General features: G+C 63.9%; 19 protein-coding genes. 12 read left to right on the forward strand and 7 right to left on the reverse strand.

The window, feature by feature from the left end:
* Positions 1-52 precede the first annotated feature (52 nt).
* Positions 53-874 (reverse strand): inositol monophosphatase family protein, encoded by an 822-nt coding sequence (locus tag ACT7B3_RS08370; protein ID WP_445157584.1) that lies wholly within the window; start codon positions 872-874, stop codon positions 53-55.
* A 99-nt stretch (positions 875-973) separates the two neighbouring features.
* Here ACT7B3_RS08370 and hybE point away from each other — a divergent pair, with 99 nt between their 5' ends.
* Positions 974-1,414, forward strand: a complete 441-nt coding sequence (gene hybE, locus ACT7B3_RS08375; protein WP_445157585.1) for a [NiFe]-hydrogenase assembly chaperone HybE — start codon at positions 974-976, stop codon at positions 1,412-1,414.
* 86 nt (positions 1,415-1,500) lie between these two features.
* The gene (locus tag ACT7B3_RS08380) at positions 1,501-2,274 is read left to right on the forward strand and encodes a 3-hydroxybutyrate dehydrogenase (RefSeq protein WP_445157586.1); all 774 of its coding nucleotides are present in this window, start codon (positions 1,501-1,503) and stop codon (positions 2,272-2,274) included.
* Here ACT7B3_RS08380 and ACT7B3_RS08385 read toward each other — a convergent pair whose 3' ends face one another.
* Both ACT7B3_RS08385 and ACT7B3_RS08390 read right to left on the reverse strand, forming a co-directional pair.
* Complete coding sequence (locus tag ACT7B3_RS08385) at positions 2,275-2,814, reverse strand: response regulator transcription factor (RefSeq protein WP_445157587.1); 540 nt, start codon at positions 2,812-2,814, stop codon at positions 2,275-2,277.
* Between the two features lie 60 nt (positions 2,815-2,874).
* A complete protein-coding gene (locus ACT7B3_RS08390) occupies positions 2,875-4,140 on the reverse strand; it encodes an ATP-binding protein (RefSeq protein ID WP_445157588.1) in 1,266 nt (421 codons plus the stop codon).
* Positions 4,141-4,310: 170 nt separating this feature from the next.
* Between ACT7B3_RS08390 and ACT7B3_RS08395 the strand changes: the two genes are divergently transcribed.
* Both ACT7B3_RS08395 and ACT7B3_RS08400 read left to right on the forward strand, forming a co-directional pair.
* The gene (locus ACT7B3_RS08395; protein ID WP_445158861.1) at positions 4,311-5,900 is read left to right on the forward strand and encodes a peptide chain release factor 3; all 1,590 of its coding nucleotides are present in this window, start codon (positions 4,311-4,313) and stop codon (positions 5,898-5,900) included.
* A 20-nt stretch (positions 5,901-5,920) separates the two neighbouring features.
* A complete protein-coding gene (locus ACT7B3_RS08400) occupies positions 5,921-6,682 on the forward strand; it encodes a TatD family hydrolase (RefSeq protein ID WP_445157589.1) in 762 nt (253 codons plus the stop codon).
* On the opposite strand, the gene ygfZ is transcribed toward ACT7B3_RS08400, so the two are convergent.
* Complete coding sequence (ygfZ, locus tag ACT7B3_RS08405; RefSeq protein ID WP_445157590.1) at positions 6,679-7,719, reverse strand: CAF17-like 4Fe-4S cluster assembly/insertion protein YgfZ; 1,041 nt, start codon at positions 7,717-7,719, stop codon at positions 6,679-6,681. The two genes, ACT7B3_RS08400 and ygfZ, sit on opposite strands and share 4 nt — an antisense overlap.
* Before the next feature lie 136 nt (positions 7,720-7,855).
* Between ygfZ and ACT7B3_RS08410 the strand changes: the two genes are divergently transcribed.
* The 4 genes from ACT7B3_RS08410 to nei all read left to right on the forward strand — a co-directional run bounded on the left by ACT7B3_RS08410 (position 7,856) and on the right by nei (position 11,598).
* Positions 7,856-8,053 carry a hypothetical protein gene (locus tag ACT7B3_RS08410; protein ID WP_444677741.1) on the forward strand — a complete coding sequence of 66 codons (198 nt, stop codon included), beginning with the start codon at positions 7,856-7,858 and terminating at the stop codon, positions 8,051-8,053.
* 14 nt (positions 8,054-8,067) lie between these two features.
* A complete protein-coding gene (locus tag ACT7B3_RS08415; protein ID WP_445157591.1) occupies positions 8,068-8,490 on the forward strand; it encodes an OsmC family protein in 423 nt (140 codons plus the stop codon).
* Positions 8,491-8,579: 89 nt separating this feature from the next.
* Positions 8,580-10,601, forward strand: a complete 2,022-nt coding sequence (gene uvrB / locus ACT7B3_RS08420) for an excinuclease ABC subunit UvrB (protein ID WP_445157592.1) — start codon at positions 8,580-8,582, stop codon at positions 10,599-10,601.
* A gap of 175 nt (positions 10,602-10,776) precedes the next feature.
* Entirely contained in the window at positions 10,777-11,598 is an 822-nt protein-coding gene (gene nei / locus ACT7B3_RS08425) for an endonuclease VIII (RefSeq protein ID WP_445157593.1), read from the forward strand.
* Between the two features lie 87 nt (positions 11,599-11,685).
* On the opposite strand, the gene ACT7B3_RS08430 is transcribed toward nei, so the two are convergent.
* The gene (locus tag ACT7B3_RS08430; RefSeq protein WP_445157594.1) at positions 11,686-13,473 is read right to left on the reverse strand and encodes a thiamine pyrophosphate-requiring protein; all 1,788 of its coding nucleotides are present in this window, start codon (positions 13,471-13,473) and stop codon (positions 11,686-11,688) included.
* A gap of 260 nt (positions 13,474-13,733) precedes the next feature.
* Between ACT7B3_RS08430 and ACT7B3_RS08435 the strand changes: the two genes are divergently transcribed.
* The 3 genes from ACT7B3_RS08435 (at position 13,734) to ACT7B3_RS08445 (ending at position 17,786) form a co-directional block, all read left to right on the forward strand.
* Positions 13,734-15,239, forward strand: coding sequence for a fumarate hydratase (locus ACT7B3_RS08435; protein WP_445157595.1), 1,506 nt, complete (start codon positions 13,734-13,736; stop codon positions 15,237-15,239).
* A gap of 90 nt (positions 15,240-15,329) precedes the next feature.
* On the forward strand, positions 15,330-16,748 hold the full coding sequence (cls, locus tag ACT7B3_RS08440) for a cardiolipin synthase (protein WP_445157596.1): 1,419 nt from the start codon (positions 15,330-15,332) through the stop codon (positions 16,746-16,748).
* A gap of 120 nt (positions 16,749-16,868) precedes the next feature.
* Positions 16,869-17,786, forward strand: coding sequence for a LysR substrate-binding domain-containing protein (locus tag ACT7B3_RS08445; protein WP_445157597.1), 918 nt, complete (start codon positions 16,869-16,871; stop codon positions 17,784-17,786).
* A 183-nt stretch (positions 17,787-17,969) separates the two neighbouring features.
* Here ACT7B3_RS08445 and ACT7B3_RS08450 read toward each other — a convergent pair whose 3' ends face one another.
* Positions 17,970-19,046 (reverse strand): bifunctional nicotinamide-nucleotide adenylyltransferase/Nudix hydroxylase, encoded by a 1,077-nt coding sequence (locus ACT7B3_RS08450; protein WP_444677735.1) that lies wholly within the window; start codon positions 19,044-19,046, stop codon positions 17,970-17,972.
* 152 nt (positions 19,047-19,198) lie between these two features.
* Here ACT7B3_RS08450 and ACT7B3_RS08455 point away from each other — a divergent pair, with 152 nt between their 5' ends.
* Positions 19,199-20,083 (forward strand): YihY/virulence factor BrkB family protein, encoded by an 885-nt coding sequence (locus ACT7B3_RS08455; RefSeq protein WP_445158862.1) that lies wholly within the window; start codon positions 19,199-19,201, stop codon positions 20,081-20,083.
* 121 nt (positions 20,084-20,204) lie between these two features.
* Here ACT7B3_RS08455 and ACT7B3_RS08460 read toward each other — a convergent pair whose 3' ends face one another.
* On the reverse strand, positions 20,205-20,453 hold the full coding sequence (locus tag ACT7B3_RS08460) for a helix-turn-helix transcriptional regulator (protein ID WP_445157598.1): 249 nt from the start codon (positions 20,451-20,453) through the stop codon (positions 20,205-20,207).
* Between the last annotated feature and the right edge of the window lie 24 nt (positions 20,454-20,477).

The raw sequence follows: 20,477 nt of genomic DNA on the forward strand, positions 1-20,477 counted from the left end.
GCTAGCCGGTCCATTGCAGTGAGCTATCGCGGGCGGTGTCAGGCCCTCGTGATCAGGACAAGGACAGCGCGTTGGCGTCCGCTGCGCGCAAGAGTTCCTTCATTTCATCGAAGAGTTCGGGGCTCGCTACCAGGATGTTCTCGCCGTACAAGTCTTCCGGTATGCCGTCGGGACAGGGGTAGAGGTGCCCCGTTCTGGCTCCGGCTTCACGGGCGATCAGCAGCCCGGCGGCAAAGTCCCAAGGCGAGACGCTTTCGTAGTAGGCATCGAGGCGACCGCACGCCACGTCGCACAGGTCCAGCGCCGCCGAGCCGTTACGGCGGACATCCTGACAGTGTTCCAGCACTGCCATGAGGCGCCGCATCAAGGGGGGGCGGCTGTCCCGGCGATAGGGGAAGCCGGTGCCCACCAGGCTGCGCGCCATGTTGCCCGTGCGGCTGGCATGGATCGACTTGCCGTTGCACCAGGCGCCCTGGCCGCATAGCGCCGTGTAGGTTTCGTTGAGAAATGGGGCGTGCACGACCCCGAGCCGAGCCTTGCCTTCGCTGACCCAGGCAATCGAAACGCACACGTGGTGCAGGCCATGGGCGAAATTGACGGTGCCGTCGATGGGATCGATGACCCACAGTGACTCGGCATCGCGCATGACTTGAGGATCCGGCGATAGCTCCTCGCTGAGGCGGGGCTCGTCGGGCAGGCTGGCGGCAAGACGTTCACTGATCAGGGTGTCGATAGCGAAGTCGACGTCGGTAACCAGCTCATGGTCCCGCTTGTAGCGGGAGCCGAAGACCTGTCGGCGTCGTGCTTCAGCAATGGCGTCTCCGGCTTCCCGGGCGATCGAGACGGCCAGTTCGAGTCGCTGTAAAGGGAGCATGGGCGTTCCTCGTCACAGGGGGAATTGCCAGAATAGCAGCCAACGCCTAGGCTGCCGAACCGATCGCAGCGCCCCAGTCCACGCCACGAGGTTACGACCATGCAGAGCCTGACACACGACCAATACCAACGCCTCTTCCAACTGGCCAAGGCCTGGCAGCGCGAGCGCAGCGATGCCTTCAAGGGTTCGCCGAACTACAACCCGCGCCTGACCTGCGATGCGCTGTGCTTTCAGGAACTGCTGCTTGAGGAGGCGGAAACCGCTCCTGGGCGCTACCTGGCGGGTGCCTTGGTGACCCCGGTATCGCTGTCGCTGGTGCTGCTGCCGGGTGACGCAACGGCCGCCATGCCGAACGAAGAGGGGCCGTGTGATTTCATGCTTCCCTCTGGGCGCTACCCGTTCATGGCGGAGCGGATCGATGCGACGCAATGGTGCTGGCGCTGCGAGCTGCTCGATGACCTGAGCGATATCGAGTCGCTCCAGGAGGCCAGCCGCCTTGCCCAGCGGCTGATGGACAAGGTGCTGGCGCCACCGGCATGATCCGGGGCGCTGGTGTGCGGTGCAGTAGCGGCTTATGCTGATATGGCTTTGGCCCACTCATTCAGCCTTGTAGAAGGAACGTGTCGATGACCAATCCAACTAATCCTGCGCCTCGCGTCGCTCTGGTCACCGGAACCGCCAGTGGCATTGGCGAGGCCGTGGTTCGCCAATTCCGCGAGATGGGGCACCAGGTGCTGGCGGTGGACTACAACGAACAGGCAAGGGAAAAGGCCGAGGCGGTGGGAGCGGCGTTCTTCCAGGCCGACCTGGCCGATGGTGAGGCTTGCAAGGCCGCCGTAGCGGAGGCGCTCAAGCGCTTCGGCCGGGTGGACATCCTGGTCAACAATGCCGGGATCCAGCATGTCGCTCCGTTGGAGGAGTTCCCCGAGGCCAAGTGGCGCCAGATCATCGACCTGATGCTGACGGCTCCCTTTCTGCTCACGCAGGCGGTATGGCCGTCCATGCGTCAGAATGGCTGGGGCCGGGTCATCAATATCGCCTCGGTGCACGCGCAGATAGCGTCACCGGGCAAGTCTGCCTACATCAGTGCCAAGCACGGCATGATCGGCCTGACCAAGACGGCAGCGCTGGAGGGTGGGGCGCAGGGCATCACCGTGAATGCCATTTGTCCGGCCTACGTCAAGACGCCGCTGGTGGAGAACCAGATCGCCGACCAGGCGCGGCTGCACGGCATGGACGAGCAGCAGGTTGTCGAGCAGGTCATGCTCAAGAACGCGGCGGTCAAGCGGCTCATCCAGCCGGAAGAGGTATCCGGCCTGGTTGCCTACCTGGCGTCGGATGCGGCCGGTGCGGTGACCGGCTCGAGCTGGAACATCGACCTGGGCTGGACGGCCCAGTAATCAGCGCCGCACCGGGCGTTTTTGCAGCTTGCGCTGCAGCGTGCGGCGATGCATGCCCAAGGCACGGGCAGTGGCAGAAATGTTGCCGTCGTGCTCCTGCAGTACCTTCTGGATATGCTCCCAGGCGATGCGGTTGATGGAGGGCGGGGCCTCGGCGACTTCAGCATCAGGGTCTCCGCCCTCCCGGCCCAGCGCCACCAGGATCTCCTCGGCGTCGGCCGGTTTGCACAGGTAGTTGACTGCACCCAGCTTGATGGCTTCCACGGCGGTGGCGATGCTGGAGTAGCCGGTCAGCACCACGACGCGACAGCCCGGCACGATGGCCAGCAGCTCCGGCAGCAGCTTCAGGCCGGAGCTGTGCTCGAGCTTGAGATCCAGCGTGGCCAGCCCCGGACGGTGGCGCTGCGCTAGCTCAAGGGCCTGATCGGCATCGTGGGCCACCAGCACGTCATAGCCGCGCCTTGCCATGGCGCGTGACAGCACGTGGCAGAACATTTCGTCGTCGTCGACTATTAACAGCCGGGTTTCAGCGTCTTGCATGGCATCCTCGTCGCATCGCTCATGACTTGCTTCTATAATTTTTCAAGCTTCAATGATGTGTTATGTGTCTCCGAGCGGCAGGATCACTTCGGTCAGTGTCCCTCCGTCCGGGTGGTTATATAGGCTTACCACACCTCCGAAGCGGTTGATGGTGGCGTGGGTCAAGAACAGCCCAATCCCTAGCCCCTTGCTCTTGGTCGAGACGAAAGTTTCGCCAAGGCGATCGGCAATCTCCAGCGCCACGCCGGGGCCGTGGTCACGAATGTCGATGACCACTTCCTCGGCGTTCCAGTCCAGCCGGATCTGGATGTTGTCCGGATTGGCGTCGGCGGCATTGTTGAGCAGGTTGGTGATGGCCTGGTCCAGGGTGGCGTCGACCTTGAGCCAAGGCGTGCCCTGCTGCGAGGCGATATCCACTACATGGCTGACGTCCGGACGCAGCACCAGCCAGCGCTGGATCACGCCCGTCAGCCAGTCGCGGGCATCGCACGCCTCGGGGTTGGACAGGCGCTGCCTTTCGGCGCTGCGCACCAGGTCGCGCAGCCTCGTCTTGCACACATCGACCTGCTGGCGCAGCAGGTCGATGTCCTTTACCAACTGGGCGTTGCCATGCGCATCCTCGCGCATGTCGCTGAGCAGTACAGCCATGGTCGACAGCGGCGTGCCCAGCTCATGGGCGGTACCGGCGGCCTGGGTGGCTACGGCCACGATCTGCTCGTTGCGCAACGCCGCTTCGCGGGTCTGCGACAGGGCCTGTTCTCGGCTGCGCAGGGCGTTGGCCATCTTGACGATGAAATAAGCCACCAGGCCGGCGGAGAGGGCGAAGTTGAGCCACATGCCGACCACGTGCAGATTCACGTCGCCGCCGTGATGGTCAAGCTGGGGCACCGGCCGGTAGTCCAGCATCAGCAGGGTATAGGCGGCCATGGCGGCCGAGGCGATGAACCAGGCATGGCGCCAGGGCAGGGTGGCTGCAGCGATGGTGACCGGCACCAGGTAGTAGTTGATGAAGGGATTGGTGGAGCCGCCGGTGAAATAGAACAACACCGTCAGCGCCGCGATATCGGCCAGCAGATGAACGACATACTCGCTGTGACGTACGGCCCACTGTCGATCCAGGCGCCACCAGGTGAACAGGTTCAATAGCCCCATGCTGGCGATCACGCCGATCACCGGCAGCACTTCAAGCTGGAAATCCAGCCATTCGATCCCGATGATGACGGCGGCAAGAAACCCCATCCAGGTGATGCCACGAATGATGGTCAGACGGATCAGGTTGTGGCTGGGCGTGGAGAGGGGCAGCGGCAAAGGGGGGGCGGAAGGCATGACGACTCCAGGCAGGGCGTTGCCCATGATACCGTGACACGGGGTCGTGGCGTGCCGTTTGCCACCTTGGGCGAGACTTGCCCTACACCTCGGTCGGGCAAAGCCGTAGAATGCGGGCACTTGACACCCACGCACCGATGACCGGTGCCATGACGACGAATCTTACCCTGATGTCTGATGCCGACCTAGCCCGGGAAGTCGGGCTGCGTAGAACCTTCGCGATCATCTCGCACCCCGATGCGGGCAAAACCACCATCACCGAGAAGATGCTGCTGTTCGGAAATGCGATCCAGCTTGCCGGGTCGGTGAAGAGCAAGCGCAACGACCGCCACGCCACCTCCGACTGGATGAAGATGGAGCAGGAGCGCGGCATCTCGGTGACCACCTCGGTGATGCAGTTTCCCTATGGCGGGCGCATCGTCAACCTGCTCGACACGCCGGGCCACGAGGACTTCTCCGAGGACACCTACCGTACCCTGACGGCAGTCGACTCCGCGCTGATGGTGATCGACGGTGCCAAGGGCGTCGAGGATCGCACCATCAAGCTGATGGAGGTGTGTCGTCTGCGCACCACGCCCATTCTCACCTTCGTCAACAAGATGGACCGCGACATCCGCGACCCTATCGAGGTAATGGACGAAGTCGAAACGGTGCTCAACATCCAGTGCGCGCCGATGACCTGGCCGATCGGCATGGGGCGTCATTTCAAGGGCGTCTACCACCTCTACAACGATGTGATTCATCTCTATACCCAGGGGCAGGGCAACCGCATTCCCGATGACAAGCGCATCCAGGGGCTCGACAGCCCCGAAGTCGATGCAGTGCTCGGCGCGGAGGCGGCCGAGGAGCTGCGCATGGAGGTCGAGCTGGTGCGTGGTGCCTCGCATGAGTTCGATCTCGATGCCTACCGGCGCGGCGAGCTGACCCCGGTCTATTTCGGTACCGCCATGGGCAACTTCGGCGTGCGCGAGATGCTGGATGGCTTCGTTGAATACGCGCCGCCGCCGCAGCCCCGTGAGACCGATACCCGCTCCGTCGAGGCCAACGACAGCCGCTTCACCGGCTTCGTGTTCAAGATACAGGCCAACATGGACCCGAAGCACCGCGATCGCATCGCCTTCCTGCGCGTCTGTTCGGGCAAGTACGAGAAAAACATGAAGATGCGTCATGTGCGCATCGGCAAGGACGTCAAGATCGCCGACGCTTTGACCTTCATGGCCGCCGACCGCGCCCACGTTGAGGAGGCCTGGCCAGGCGACATCATTGGTCTGCACAACCACGGTACCATCCAGATCGGCGATACTTTCACCATGGGTGAGGAGATGCGCTTCACCGGCATTCCCCACTTCGCCCCGGAGCTGTTCAAGCGCGTGCAGCTCAAGGATCCGCTGAAGCTCAAGGCGCTGCAGAAAGGCTTGCAGCAGCTCTCCGAGGAGGGGGCCACCCAGCTGTTCCAGCCGTTGGACAACAACGACCTGATCCTGGGCGCCGTGGGTACCCTGCAGTTTGACGTAGTCGCCCACCGGCTCAAGGAAGAGTACAAGGTCGACTGCGTCTACCAGCCGGTCAACGTGCAGACCGCCCGCTGGATCTACAGCGACGATGCCAAGAAGCTAGAGGAATTCAAGCGCAAGGCGAGCGCCAACCTGGCGCTGGATGGCGGTGGCTACCTGACCTACATTGCCCCCACGAGGGTCAATCTGCAGATGACTCAGGAACGCTGGCCCGAGATCCGCTTTGCCGCGACCCGGGAGCACTGATAGCTAGCCATGGAGGCGCCATGTTGATCGATGCCCACTGTCACCTGGACTTTCCCGACTTCGACGCCGACCGTGAGGCGATGTTCGAGAGGGCCAGGGCCGCCGGGGTGGGCCACTTCATGGTGCCCGGCACCACGCGCAAGCGCTGGCCAAACGTGCTGGCACTGGGCGAGCGGCCCGACGTTAGCATCAGCCTGGGCCTGCATCCCTGTTTCATCGACGAACATGGCGAGGAGGACGTGGATGCGCTCGCCCAGGCGCTCGACGCCCACCCCGAGGTAAAGGGGGTAGGCGAGTGCGGTATCGATGCCCGTTTCGAGGAGACGCTGGAGGCCCAGTGGGAGCTGTTCAATGCCCAACTGCGGCTGGCCAAGACGCGCCAGCTGCCGGTGGTCATCCACTGCGTGCATGCCAACGACAAGGTGTCCAAGCGGCTGCGTGAGCTCGACCTGCCGGCCGGCGGCCTGATACATGCTTTTGCCGGCTCGCCGGATCAGGCCTGGAAGTTTCTCGACCTGGGGTTCGTGGTGGGGCTGGGCGGGGCGGTGACCTATGAGCGGGCGCAGCGCCTGTGGCGCGCCGTGAAGAGCCTGCCAGAGGATGGCTTCGTGCTGGAAACCGACAGCCCCGACATGCCACTGTGCGGCTACCAGGGCCGACGCAACGAGCCGGTCCGCATCGACCAGGTATGCGATATGGTGGCCAAGCTGCGGAATGTCTCGACCGAGGCGATTGCCGCGCAGAGTACGGCAACCGCCAAGCGAATCTTCGGGCTCGCCTAGCCGGCCCGCTGGGCCAGGCTCTCAGGGTCGACGCGTTCGATGGAGTAGGGAAGCTTCAACAGCTTGGCTGGCTGCCCTTCGACCCTGAGCGGCTCGGCATGGTCGCGGGTGCTCAGCACCGCCAGGATCTCGGCCTGGCCGTAGGCGTCAAGCTCGGCGGCCACTACCTCGCCGGCGCTCTTGCCCTCTGCATCGAGCACGCTGGCGCCCAGGGGCGGCACTTGCTCCCCCTCCAGTTGGGCGCGCGACAGGCGCTTCTTCACCTGGCCGCGGAAATGCGCTCTGGCTACCACCTCTTGCCCGGTATAGCAGCCCTTCTTGAAGCTCACCCCGCCCAGCGCCTCCCAGTTGATCATCTGCGGCAGCAGGGCATCCTGATGCGCCGGCGTCAGCCAGGCGAGTCCCGCCTGGATGTCCTGCAGGCACCACACCGCATTGCCCACCAGCGGAGCCTGTGCGGCCAGTTGGGCGACCAGCGCTGCTGCCTGCGCCTCGGGCAGGCAGATCAGCAGCCGCGGCTGGGGCCCCGGGTGGGCAAGCAGCTGCAAGGTTTCATCGCCCGCCTGGTGCCAGAGTCCGGGGGGAACCAGGTCGCAGCGCACCTCCGCCAGCGCCTGGGCCTCTCGGCCGATCAGCCCCACCAGCGCGAGGTCGTCACGCACCTGCAGTTCGCACTTGTAGAACGGGGCAAACTTCGCCAGATGCTGGCGCAGCGGCTGTGCCAGGCCGCGGTGAAGGATCAGCCGGTAGCGTTCGGGGGTGATGCGCAGCAGCTGGGCATTGGCCAGCATGCGCCCCTTGGCGGTGCAGAAGCTGGTCAGCGGTGCAAAGTGGCCGTCAGCCAGCTCGACCTGTGCGCTGGTTTGCCCCTGCAGCAGCTTGGCGGCGCCCGCGCCGGCCACGTCAAGCATGGCGAGGTGGACCAGCGGGCTGGTCACGGTGCCTTCCAGGGCGGCTCTAGCCGGGTCGGGGGTGTCGAACTCCACGCGTTCGTCGCTCACTCGCCGTCCGCCCAGGGCGGTCATCCAGTCACTCATTGCCTGTGGCTCCAGGTCGTGTTCAGGGGTGGGTTTTCAAGGTATGCGGCCGGTGCTGCGACATTGCAAGCGGCTGCCGCTCCCTAGTAGCCATGTTAGACTGTTCTTTCGTTATGCTTAGGAACGGGAGTCGTCCATGGCACAGGTGTCGCTGAGCTTCACAGGGGTGGAAAACGCCGAACAGATCAATCGTATCACCGAAGCCCTGATGATGGTGGATGGCGTCGAGAGTGCTGAGGTAGGTCGCCATGGAGCCGACGTCGAAGGCCGGGCCAGCCGCGAGACGCTGCGGCGTGCCATCGAATCCCTGGGCCTTCCCATCGTCGTCAAATAGCGGAATTACGCAGAATGAAACAGACCATCCAGATCGTCAGTGAGCGCAACCGGATTTTTCGCCAGCAGGTGCAGATCGAAGGGTTCGAGGATCTCTACGTCGATGTGCCCAAGGCCTACGGCGGCGAGGGCAGTGCTCCGGACCCCCACGACTTTTTCGATCTCTCGCTCGGGGCTTGCAAGGCGATCACTGCGCAGATGTACGCCCAGCGCAAGAAATGGCCCCTCGAAGGCATTAGCGTTACCGTCAATCGTGACGACAGCGAGGAACAGAAGGGCATCTATCGACTCGAAGTGGTGATGACCTTCCACGGCATCGAGGATGCCGAGCAGCGTGCCCGGCTCGAGGAGATCAGCCACAAGTGTCCGATTCACCGCCTGATGACCAGTGCCACCGTGGAGGTCACCACGCGTAGTGCCGATGTGGTCGAGGCCTGAGCGGGGCGCATTGCACCGCCGGCCCCGAGCCGCCTGGAGATGATCCTTGCCGGGCGCCATGAGGCGCCCGGCGCGTTGCCGGAGCCAAGATGAGCAAACCGTTTCGCCTGAATGCCAAGTTCAAGCCCGCCGGTGACCAGCCTGCCGCCATCGAAGGCCTGGTGACGGGGCTGGAGGCGGGACTGGCCCACCAGACCCTGCTGGGCGTGACCGGGTCGGGCAAGACTTTCACCATGGCCAACGTGGTCGAACGGCTGCAGCGACCGACCATCGTCATGGCGCCCAACAAGACCCTGGCCGCCCAGCTCTACGGCGAGTTCAAGTCGTTCTTCCCCGACAACGCCATCGAGTACTTCGTCTCCTATTACGATTACTACCAGCCCGAAGCCTACGTGCCCTCGTCGGACACCTTCATCGAGAAGGACGCCTCGATCAACGACCACATCGAGCAGATGCGGCTCTCAGCGACCAAGGCGCTGCTCGAGCGGCGCGATGCGTTGATCGTGGTCTCGGTTTCGGCCATCTACGGTTTGGGCGATCCCGACCAGTACCTGAAGATGCGCCTGCACTTCACTCGCGGCGAGCTGATCGACCAGCGCAGCTTCCTGCGCCGCCTGGCGGAGTTGCAATACACCCGCAATGACATGGACTTCAAGCGCGCTACCTACCGGGTGCGCGGTGACGTGATCGACATTTATCCGGCCGACTCCGACGAGGAGGCGGTACGGGTGGAGCTGTTCGGCGACGAGATCGACTCGATCCGCCTGTTCGATCCGCTCACTGGCGAAACCCGCGGCGAGGTGCCGCGCATGACAATCTATCCTAAGAGCCACTACGTAACGCCGCGTGAGACGATCCTCTCCGCCGCCGAGGCGATCAAAGTCGAGCTGGTCGAGCGTCTCGAATGGCTGCGCAAGAACGACCGCCTGGTGGAGGCCCAGCGACTCGAGCAACGCACGCTCTATGATCTGGAGATGATGAACGAGCTGGGCTATTGCAACGGCATCGAGAACTACTCGCGCTATCTTTCGGGGCGTGCACCCGGCGAGCCGCCGCCCACCTTCTTCGATTACCTGCCGTCCGATGCGCTGGTGTTCATCGACGAGTCACACGTCAGCGTTCCCCAGGTCGGGGGGATGTACAAGGGCGACCGCTCGCGCAAGGAGACGCTGGTCGAATACGGTTTCCGCCTGCCCTCGGCGCTGGACAACCGTCCGATGACCTTCGAGGAGTGGGAGGCCATCTGCCCGCAGACGATCTTCGTCTCGGCCACGCCTGGCCCCTACGAGGCCAAGCACGCCGGCCAGGTGGTGGAGCAGGTGGTGCGCCCCACCGGCCTGGTTGACCCCGAAATCGAAGTGCGACCGGCCACTACCCAGGTCGATGACCTGCTGTCGGAGATCCGCCTACGCGCCGAAGTGGGCGAGCGTGTGCTGGTCACCACCCTGACCAAGCGTATGGCCGAAGACCTCACCGAATACCTTGACGAGCATGACGTGCGGGTGCGCTACCTGCACTCCGATATCGACACGGTGGAGCGGGTGGAGATCATACGCGACCTGCGCCTGGGCAAGTTCGACGTGCTGGTGGGCATCAACCTGCTGCGCGAAGGACTCGACATCCCAGAGGTGTCGCTGGTGGCGATCCTGGATGCGGACAAGGAGGGCTTCCTGCGCAACGAGCGCTCGTTGATCCAGACCATCGGCAGGGCGGCGCGCAACGCCCACGGCAAGGCGATCCTCTACGCCGACCGGGTGACCGACTCCATGCGTCGCGCCATCGACGAGACCGAGCGGCGTCGCGCCAAGCAGATCGCCCACAACGAGAAGCACGGCATCACGCCCACCACCGTGACCCGCTCGGTGGCCGACATCATGGAGGCGGCGCAGGCGCCGGGGCGCAAGGGCAAGGGGCGGCGCAGCGAGCGCAAGGTGGCCGAGGGTGCGGCGATCTACGACCTCAACGAGCTCTCGCCGACCGATCTGGCCAAGGAGGTGGCGCGTGTCGAGGACGCCATGTTCGAGGCGGCCCAGAACCTGGAGTTCGAGGAGGCGGCCAGGCTGCGCGACCGGCTGCATGAGCTGAAGGAGCGGCAGCTGGCGCTTGGGTAGGCATCGTTGATTGACTGCTGCTCACCACGGAGCGAGGGGCGCCGTGGGCAGGCCGAAGAGGAGGTCTTTTGCCAGGGATGGCAAAGGTAGCGTACAGGGAAGTATTTACAGCGCCTCCTCGCAGGCCTGCCCGCGGATCAGCCCCGAGCGGGGCAAGATACTAAGGAAACACTCGATGCCCGAAGGGCCTGAGATTCGCCGTGCCGCCGACCGCCTGCACGAGCAGCTTGCCGGCAGGCGGCTGGAGTCCGTGTGGTTCGCCTTCCCCGAACTGGCCGCTGAGGCCGACTCGCTGGTGGGGCGAGAGGTCACGGCGGTGGACAGCTGGGGCAAGGCGTTGCTGACCCGCTTCGACGACGGTCGCGTGCTCTACAGCCACAACCAGCTCTACGGCGTATGGAAGCTCCACGACGCCGAACGCGAGCCCGATACCGAGCGCTCGCTGCGCGTACGGCTGACGGCGGAAGGGCGCTCGGCCAGCCTCTACAGCGCCTCGGACGTTTCGCTGTGGCCGGCCGAGCGGCTCGCCGAGCATCCTTTTCTCTCTCGTCTCGGCCCCGACCTGTTGACCCACGGGGTCACGCCGGAGCTGGCCGTGGCGCGTTTGAGCGAGCCGCGCTTCGTGCGCCGTCGGCTGGGCGGGCTGCTGCTCGATCAGGCACCTTTCGCCGGCATCGGCAACTACCTGCGCTCCGAAATTCTTTTCTTCGCCGGGCTGCCGCCCACGGCCCGGGTCGTTGATCTGAGCGACGAGCGGCTGGAAGGGTTGGCGCGAACCATTCTTGCCGTCACCCGGCAGGCCTACGACCAGGCCGGTACCACCAATCGAAACGATTGGGTGATCAAGGCGCGACGACAGGGCGAGAGCCCTCGGCTGTGCCGCTTTGCCGTGTTCGAGCGCGACGGCTGCCCGTGCCATGTCTGTGCAACCCCGGTCGAGCGGCTGACGGTAGCGTCGCGCCGGCTCTATCTTTGCCCGACGTGCCAGGGAGTTTGACCAATTGTACGTTAATATACCGTTATCGTTTCATGCTGTGCTCACCCTGCCCAAACTACAAATCTTGAGCAGGGCAGCAAGCTGCCGCTAGTTCTTGCGCTTGAACAACGAGCGGCCCATCTGCTTGGCGGAGAGCTTGGCACTGTGCAGGCCGCTCGAATCGCCTTTCAACATCGATGCCAGGTAGCTCTTGGCCTGCGCGAACTCGATGTGCGGCGGCAGGGGCGCGATATCCCCGTCGGTATAGGCATTGATCACCACCGGGCGGTCGGAGGTGAGTGCCTCGTTCCACACCCGGTCGACGTCGTCGGGCTCGCGCATGACCAGGCCCTTGAGGCCGAGCAGCTCGGCATACTGGTCGTAGCGAAACTCAGGCAGCTCCTGCGAGGTGTCGAACTTGGGGTCGCCCTCCATCACGCGCTGCTCCCAAGTCACCTGGCTAAGATCGTGGTTGTTGAGCACCAGCACGATGCAGCGTGGGTCTTCCCACTCCTGCCAGTATTTGGCCAGGGTGATCAAGGCATTGTTGCCGAGCATCTGCATGGCGCCGTCACCCACTAGCGCGATGGCGGGCCGGTTGGGGTGGCAGAACTTGGCGGCGATCAGGTAGGGCACGCCGTTGCCCATGGAGGCCAGGCCGCCGGAAACCGACCCTAGCATGCCGCGGCGAATCTTCAGGTTGCGCGCGTACCAGTTGGTGGCGCTGCCTACGTCGCAGGCGAGCATCACATTCTCGGGTAGCCGTGACGAGAGGCTCTGGAACACCAACTGAGGGTTGATCGGTGAGGCCTCGGTGGCGGCGCGGGCCTCGGTCTTCTCCCACCAGTCGTCGATCCAGCCCTGCACCTTCTTGCGCCATTTGTCGTTGGCCTTTGGTTCCAGGCGCTCGGCCAGGGCTGCCAGTGTGGCCCCAGCGTCGCCGTGCAGGTTGATCTCGGTGGGGTAGCGTATGCCCAGCGCTTCCGGTACCACGTCGATTTGAACGGCACGTGCCTGGCCGGGCTCCGGCAGGAATTCCACATAGGGGAAGCGGGTGCCGACCATCAGCAGGGTATCGCACTCCTTCATCATCTTGTCGCTGGCCTCGGTACCAAGCAGGCCAATGGCGCCGGTCACGCCGGGCAGGTCGTCCGGCACCATGGTTTTGGCCAGGATCGCCTTGGCGATACCGGCGCCGGTCAGGTCGGCTACGCGGATCAGTTCGTCAAGCGCATGCTTGACCCCGGCACCAGCTAGGATGGCGACCTTCTTGCCTGAATTCAGGATTTCGGCGGCGGTGTCCAGGTCGGCGGTTGCCGGCACCTGACTGGGGAAGCGGTAGCCGACGCCGGAGAACACCGCGCCATGCTCCATGGGAGGATCCTCCATGGGCAAATCCTGCACATCATTGGGCAGGATCACGCAGGTCACGGTGCGACGGGCAGTGGCGATGCGCATGGCCTGGTCGATGACGTGGCGGGCCTGGGCTGGCTCGGTGACCATCTGCACGTACTCGCTGGCGACGTCCTTGAACAGCGCCATCAGGTCCAGCTCCTGCTGGTAGTCGGTCCCGAGGCTCTTGCGGGCCTGCTGGCCGACGATGGCCACGGTGGGCATGTGATCCTTGCGCGCATCATAGAGGCCGTTGAGCAGGTGCACCGCACCTGGTCCGGAAGTGGCGACACAGACGCCTACCGTGTCGCTGAACTTAGCATGGGCGCAGGCCAAGAAGGCGGCCACTTCCTCGTGGCGGGGCTGGATGAGGCGGGGATTGCCGTCGGCGCGGCGCAGGGCGGACATCACACCGTTGATGCCGTCGCCTGAGTAGCCGTACAGCCGCTCCACACCCCATTCGCGCAAGCGGGAGATGATAAAATCAGACACGGTGGGTTGCATGATCGCTCCTTTGATCGAGGCGGTGTCGAGTCCATGAACGGGCTAACTGCAAGCGTAGAGGCGGAGAACCGTGGCGACAAACCCACATAGAGTCATTATACCGTTACCTTTTATTTAAAACACGAAGAGCTACGACCTTGGCGGCACAACCCTGTCGACAACGATGCGATACGGTATAATTCGCCACCGTTCGAGCCCGCCGCTTCGCGCTTGCGAATCCATAAGCGGGCATGCCGACACTGCCGAGGAGTTCCTTGCACATGACCGTGATCCGCCAGGACGATCTGATCCAGAGCGTCGCCGACGCCCTGCAGTACATCTCCTACTACCATCCCAAGGATTTCATCGACGCCATGGCGGCGGCGTACGAGCGGGAGGAGAACCCGGCGGCCAAGGACGCCATCGCCCAGATTCTGATCAACTCGCGCATGTGCGCCATGGGCCACCGTCCGATCTGTCAGGACACCGGCATCGTCACCGTGTTCGTGCATGTGGGCATGAACGTGCGCTGGGACGCCGAGATGAGCCTCGACGACATGATCAACGAGGGCGTGCGTCGTGCCTACCAGCTGCCCGACAACGTGCTGCGCGCCTCGGTGCTGGCCGATCCGGACGGCGCCCGCAAGAACACCGGCGACAACACGCCGGCGATCATCCATCACAAGATCGTGCCCGGCGACAAGGTCGAGGTCCACGTGGCGGCCAAGGGTGGCGGCAGCGAGGCGAAGTCCAAGTTCGCCATGCTCAACCCGTCGGACAGCGTGGTCGACTGGGTGCTCGAGCAGCTGCCCAAGATGGGCGCCGGCTGGTGTCCGCCCGGCATGCTCGGCATCGGCATCGGCGGCACCGCCGAGAAGGCCATGGAGATCGCCAAGGAGGCGCTGCTCGATCCCATCGACATCCAGGAGCTGCAGGCGCGCGGCGCGTCCAACCGTGCCGAGGAGCTGCGTCTGGAGCTGTTCGACAAGGTCAACAAGAGCGGTATCGGCGCCCAGGGCCTGGGCGGCCTGACCACGGTGCTCGACATCAAGGTCAAGGACTACCCGACCCACGCCGCCAACAAGCCGGTGGCGATCATCCCCAACTGCGCGGCCACCCGTCATGCGCACTTCACCTTGGACGGCTCCGGCCCGGCGGCACTGCCGGTGCCCAAGCTGGAAGACTGGCCGGAGATCACCCGCGAGGCGGGTGACAACGTCAAGCGCGTTAACCTGGATACGGTCACCCCGGAAGAAGTGCAGACCTGGCAGCCGGGCGATACCCTGCTGCTCAACGGCAAGCTGCTCACCGGACGCGATGCCGCCCACAAGCGCATGGTCGACATGCTTGCCAAGGGCGAAGAACTGCCAGTCGACATGAAAGGTCGCTTCATCTACTACGTCGGGCCGGTGGATCCGGTGGGCGACGAGGTGGTAGGTCCGGCGGGCCCGACTACCGCCACGCGTATGGACAAGTTCACCCGCACCATGCTGGAAGAGACCGGCCTGCTGGGCATGGTGGGCAAGGCCGAGCGCGGCCCGGCCGCCATCGAGGCGATCCGCGACAACAAGGCGGTCTACCTGATGGCCGTGGGCGGCTCCGCCTACCTGGTGGCACAGGCGATCAAGAAGTCCCGCGTGGTGGGCTTCGCCGACCTGGGCATGGAAGCGATCTACGAGTTCGAGGTCGAGGACATGCCGGTCACCGTGGCGGTCGACAGCCAGGGCACCTCGGTACACCAGATAGGCCCCGCCAAGTGGAAGGAGATCATCGCCGAGCGGGCCTGATCTCGCCTCGACGACTCCGCGGCCCCGCCAACTGGCGGGGCCGCTGCCGTCTGGGGTATGCTGCAGTGTGCTGTTTTTCAGGGAGATGTCATGGCATCCTGGCTTTTCGGCCTCGCGATTTTCCTGATCCATCTACTGGGAATCCTGTCGGCGATCCTGGCGCTGCTCTCCAGCCGTACCTCGCAGGGCGCCGTTGCCTGGATCATCTCTCTCGTGACCTTTCCCTACCTGGCCGTGCCGGCCTACTGGATCTTCGGTCGGCCGCGCTTCTACGGCTATGTCTCCGCCCGCGGCGAGCGGGATACCGTGCTACGGCGCATCCTGGCGCGCTATCGCGAACGTCTGGAGCCGTTCCTTGCGGATCCGCGCAATCCTGATATTCGCGCCGTGGAGCAGCTTGCCATGATGCCGTTGACCAGCGGCAACCAGGCCGAGCTGCTGATCGATGGGCAGGAGACCTTCGACAGTCTCTTTGCCGGTATCGATGCAGCCGAGGATTACGTCCTTGTACAATTTTTCATCGTTCGCCACGACGCTCTGGGGCACCGGCTAAAGGAGCATCTGCTGCGTGCCGCTGACCGAGGCGTACGGGTCTACTTCCTGTTCGATGAGGTTGGCAGCCGCAAGCTCTCCGAGGGTTACCTGCGTGAGCTATCAGAAGGCGGGGTAGAGGTGAGCCCGTTTCGTTCATCGCGGGGATTCAAGCATCGTTTCCAGCTCAACTTCCGCAATCATCGCAAGATCCAGGTGGTGGATGGCCGCCAGGGTTGGCTTGGTGGCTTCAATGTCGGCATCGAGTACCTGGGGCAGCATCCGCGCCACGGGCCTTGGCGGGATACGCATCTCAAGCTTACCGGGCCCAGCGTGCTGGGCCTGCAGGAAGCCTTCTGGGAGGACTGGCACTGGGCCACCGGCGAGGTGATCAACTTGGCCTGGGAGCCACGCACCGACTGTGAAGAGTGTCAGAACGTGGTGATCGTGCCCTCTGGCCCTGCCGATCGGCAGGAGACGGCCAGCCTGCTGGTGCAGCATGCCATCCACAGCGCCCATGAGCGACTTTGGGTCACGAGCCCCTATTTTGTTCCGGACCAGGGGGTGCAGGATGCCTTGCGCCTGGCGGCCATGCGGGGCGTAGACGTGCGCATCATGATGCCGGAACGTCCCGATCACCTGCTGATCTACCTTTCGGCCTTCTCGTTCCTGCCCGACATGGTGCGAGCCGGGGTCAAGGTCTATCGCTACCAGCCTGGCTTCTTACATCAGAAGGTGATACTGATCGACGATTCGGCGGCGGCGGTGGGTACGGTGAATCTCGACAACCGCTCGTTTCGCCTGAATTTCGAGATCACTGCCTTCATCCCCGACCGACGCTTTGCCGCGCAGGTACGACTGATGCTGGAGCGTGATTTTGCCGACTGCCGCCGGATCGGTTTCGACGAGATGCAGAACCGCCCGCTGTGGCAGAAACTGGTGTCGCGAGCGGCCTATCTGACCGCCCCCATCCAGTGATCATGCGCTCTTGGGTTCGCCAGGGGGGCTGGGTTACATTAGTGGCCTGTTGGATAAAGAACCCTGTCGACACAAGTACGTATCGGCATTCTCAATCTTTTCTCTGCGGCGGGAGTCACGGTGAATCTCGAGACAAAATGGCTGGAAGATTTCGTGGCGCTGGCCAACACCCGCAGCTTTTCCGCCTCTGCACGGCAGCGCCATGTGACCCAGCCGGCGTTCAGTCGCCGTATCCGTGCCCTCGAGCAGGCCGTCGGTGTCACTCTGGTGGACCGCTCGACCACACCCATCAACCTGACCCCAGAAGGGCAGCTGTTCCTGGTGACGGCACGCAATCTGGTGGAGCAGCTTAACGAGTGCCTGGGGCATTTGCGTGGCGTCTCCATGGCTCGTGAGGCGCTGGACATCGTGGCGGCGCATTCGCTGGCACTCAGCTTCTATCCCGAGTGGATATCGCGCCTGCAGGAAGGCCTGGGCGAGCTGCCCACTCGGCTCGTGGCCATGAACGTCGGCGAGGCGATCCACGTGCTGCGTGAGGGTAACTGCGACCTGATGCTGGCCTACCACGACCCCTACGCCACGATGCAGCTCGATGGTGAGGTCTTTCCCTCGTTCTCCATCGGGCAGGTCAAGATGCTGCCGGTCAGCGTCCCCGATGCCAAGGGCAAGCCCCGCTTCAGCCTGGAAAGCAAGGACACCATTCCCTATCTGGCCTACACCCAGGGCGCCTTCCTCGGGCGCAGCGTGCGCATGCTGCTGAAGAACGATCCGCTGCGCCTGCGCCTGCGCACGGTCTACGAGACCGCCATGGCCGAGGGGCTTAAAGGCATGGTGCTGCAGGGGGTCGGGCTCGCGTGGATTCCCGACTTCTGTGTCCGCGATGAGCTCAGGAGCGGCAAGCTGGTACGCGCCGGTGACGAGAAGTGGGATGTGCCGCTGGAGATCCGCCTCTACCGCTGCTCATTGGTGCATAAGCCAGGCGTTGAGAAGCTGTGGCGGCAGATGATGAAGCTGCCCCGGGATTTCCTCCAGGCCTGAAAAAACACGCCACGGCTGGCTGCACCGCCCAATCGCTGCGCTAAGGCTGTTCAAATTCGTTCCCGATGAATTTGTTCGCGGTGCTTGGAGGCGGCACATATACCCCCTATGCTCCATCTCCTGCGCTCCGGGCGCCTTGCGCTTGGGGCGCTCGCCGATCCCTGGAGCACTTTTTTTGTGCCGCTAGATCCCGCCGAAATCGGCCGGCAGGCCGAGAAAATTCTGAATGATGAAAAAGTGGTCCTCGAACAGGCTGTCCGGTTCGAGTTCGGCCAGCGGTACCCAGCGCGCGTGATCGCCGCCCTTGACCGGCTTAAGCTGCGGCAGCTGCTGGTCGGGGCGCAGGGCGAAGTAGAAGGCTTCGGCCAAGGTCCGTCCACGCCAACTGCGGTGCGGCTCATCGAACAGCCGCTGCCCGCGCAACGAGCCCTTTAGCACCGCCTCCGGTACCTTCAGCCGCACGCGTTCGCGCAGCTCCCGCAGGCACGCATCGAGCAACCGCTCATGGGGGCTGATGAAACCGCCGGGAAGTGCCAGCAGTCCCTTGCCGGGAGCGGCCGTACGGCGCACCAGCAGCACATGGCCTGATTGCACCACCACGGCGTTGACGGTGACGAAGATAGGAGGATAGGGCGCATTGACCCAGGCCTGGCGGTACTGTTCAAGCAGTTGCTGCTCTTCCATCAGCTGGCGGTGGGCGTCGCTGTCGGCAAACTCGCGCAGGGCCTCGACCACGCCGGGAGGCAGGTCGTGGACGGCACCGGTGCTCAGGTAGTCGGCGGTGGAAGAGGATGAGCGAAACAGGCGCTCGCGGATCTGACTGGCCGAGATGCCTTCTACCAGCGGTACGCTGACCGACTCCCACTGCGGAAACAGCGAGAGATAATAGCTCGACTGGCCGCGGCTGGCACCGATCAGCCCGATGCGCGGCAGCCTGGCATGATGATGGCCGGCAATGTCGCGAACCTTGCGCTGCACGTCGCGCACCCAGACATCGTCGTTATAGAGGGCATCAAGCAGCGGCACGATATCGAGCCTGCCGTTCTCCTCGTCGTCGAAGCAGCTCCTGAGAAGCGCCTGGCGTTCAAGAAAATGCCAGGGGTTGCGCAGCGAGCGGGCCTGCCAGGCGGAACCGACCAGAACGATGACTTGCCGGGCGTGGCGCAGAGCCTCGTTGATGACCGCCAGGTGCCCTAGGTGCGGTGGTTGAAAGCGCCCGATGAAAACAAGACAGTCGAACTGATAGTCGGAAACACGCATCGGAACTCCTTCATGGGCGGCTCGGGCCTTATTATGGTGGTCTCGTCCGTGACGCTGCAACGTGAGCCGGCCAGGCCGACAGGTCGGCATCGATCGGATATGCTGTAACGCATGACGGCAAACAAGGAGATGTCGTGGAACGGATTTCGTTCATGCTGTGGTGGCGTGCGATCAAGGAGGCGGTCAACCTGTGGCTGGAGCGCAACGCCTTCAGCTATGCCGGTTCGCTGGCCTTCTACACGCTTTTTTCCCTGGCCCCGACCGTGATCATCGCCGTGGCCGTGATCGGCGTGGTCTTCGGCGAGGATGCCGCCCAAGGGCAGATCGTGGCCCAGTTGCAGGGCACCGTGGGCGAAGAGGCAGCGCGCATGGTGGAGCAGGCCGTGGCAGCCTCACGCATCGAGGAGTCGGGACTGCTGCCGACGCTGCTCGGGGTAGGGGGTCTGCTGGTCGGCGCCACCACCGTCTTTGCCCAGATGCAGTTCTCGTTGAACACCATGTGGGGTGTGACGGCCAAGCCTAGTCGCAACAGCATGCTGGTATTCCTCAAGCAGCGCATCCTGTCACTTACCGTGGTGCTCGCCATCGGCTTCATCCTGCTGGTTTCACTGGTGGTCGGCATCATGCTGCGCGCCATGCTGCAGGTGGCGAGCACGGCGGTGCCGCTGGCCGGTCCGCTCACGGCAGGGGCTGAATTCGTCGTCTCACTGGCGGTCATCACCGCCTTGTTTGCCACCATCTTCAAGGTTCTGCCTGACGTGGTGCTAGGCTGGCGTGACGTGCTGCTGGGTGCGGTAGTCACGGCGCTGCTGTTTGCGGTGGGGCGCAGTGCCATCGCTTCGTATCTGGCCTATACGGCCACCGCATCCACCTATGGCGCGGCAGGTTCGGTGGTGATGATCCTGCTGTGGGTCTACTACAGCTCCCTTATCGTCCTGTTTGGGGCGGCCTTTACAAGGTGCCACTTAATGGCCATGGGAAGGCCAATAATTCCAAGAAATTCAGCGGTTTTAGTGCGTCGTGAGTTGGTCGAATAGCAGTGGTGGGATCACCTGAAAGTGTATGGTGATTTTGCTTGGCGGGAAGGCGCCATACACGGCGCCATACAAGAAAGTGTGGGCTGGAATGATGAGCCCCCTTGGCGGGGGCAGGCGGGGATCAGTCCAGGCGGTTGTCCAACTGGCGGCGCATCCAGGCCTCGACCTCGGACTTGACCCAGCGGATGCAGCGCGGCCGGTTGCCGACGCGGCTCAGCACCACCGGCTTGGGGAAGGTCGGGTCGCTTTCGCGCCGGCGCTGAAGGGTGGTGCTGGCCAGGCCTGTCTTCTCGATCACGTCTTGGGTGGTCAGGAAGACCAGTTCGTCCTCGTTACGCGCGGCGATGTCGGGTGCAACAGCGGCGGTCATGGGAACCTCTCGATAACAGGGTAG

It is taken from the genome of Halomonas sp. E14 (assembly GCF_052568415.1).

Coding starts and splice junctions, on each gene's coding strand:
- ACT7B3_RS08370 (WP_445157584.1), bottom strand. CDS start 874: ATGCTCCCTTTACAGCGACTCGAACTGGCCGTCTCGATCGCCCGGGAA.
- hybE (WP_445157585.1), top strand. CDS start 974: ATGCAGAGCCTGACACACGACCAATACCAACGCCTCTTCCAACTGGCC.
- ACT7B3_RS08380 (WP_445157586.1), top strand. CDS start 1,501: ATGACCAATCCAACTAATCCTGCGCCTCGCGTCGCTCTGGTCACCGGA.
- ACT7B3_RS08385 (WP_445157587.1), bottom strand. CDS start 2,814: ATGCAAGACGCTGAAACCCGGCTGTTAATAGTCGACGACGACGAAATG.
- ACT7B3_RS08390 (WP_445157588.1), bottom strand. CDS start 4,140: ATGCCTTCCGCCCCCCCTTTGCCGCTGCCCCTCTCCACGCCCAGCCAC.
- ACT7B3_RS08395 (WP_445158861.1), top strand. CDS start 4,311: ATGTCTGATGCCGACCTAGCCCGGGAAGTCGGGCTGCGTAGAACCTTC.
- ACT7B3_RS08400 (WP_445157589.1), top strand. CDS start 5,921: ATGTTGATCGATGCCCACTGTCACCTGGACTTTCCCGACTTCGACGCC.
- ygfZ (WP_445157590.1), bottom strand. CDS start 7,719: ATGAGTGACTGGATGACCGCCCTGGGCGGACGGCGAGTGAGCGACGAA.
- ACT7B3_RS08410 (WP_444677741.1), top strand. CDS start 7,856: ATGGCACAGGTGTCGCTGAGCTTCACAGGGGTGGAAAACGCCGAACAG.
- ACT7B3_RS08415 (WP_445157591.1), top strand. CDS start 8,068: ATGAAACAGACCATCCAGATCGTCAGTGAGCGCAACCGGATTTTTCGC.
- uvrB (WP_445157592.1), top strand. CDS start 8,580: ATGAGCAAACCGTTTCGCCTGAATGCCAAGTTCAAGCCCGCCGGTGAC.
- nei (WP_445157593.1), top strand. CDS start 10,777: ATGCCCGAAGGGCCTGAGATTCGCCGTGCCGCCGACCGCCTGCACGAG.
- ACT7B3_RS08430 (WP_445157594.1), bottom strand. CDS start 13,473: ATGCAACCCACCGTGTCTGATTTTATCATCTCCCGCTTGCGCGAATGG.
- ACT7B3_RS08435 (WP_445157595.1), top strand. CDS start 13,734: ATGACCGTGATCCGCCAGGACGATCTGATCCAGAGCGTCGCCGACGCC.
- cls (WP_445157596.1), top strand. CDS start 15,330: ATGGCATCCTGGCTTTTCGGCCTCGCGATTTTCCTGATCCATCTACTG.
- ACT7B3_RS08450 (WP_444677735.1), bottom strand. CDS start 19,046: ATGCGTGTTTCCGACTATCAGTTCGACTGTCTTGTTTTCATCGGGCGC.
- ACT7B3_RS08455 (WP_445158862.1), top strand. CDS start 19,199: ATGCTGTGGTGGCGTGCGATCAAGGAGGCGGTCAACCTGTGGCTGGAG.
- ACT7B3_RS08460 (WP_445157598.1), bottom strand. CDS start 20,453: ATGACCGCCGCTGTTGCACCCGACATCGCCGCGCGTAACGAGGACGAA.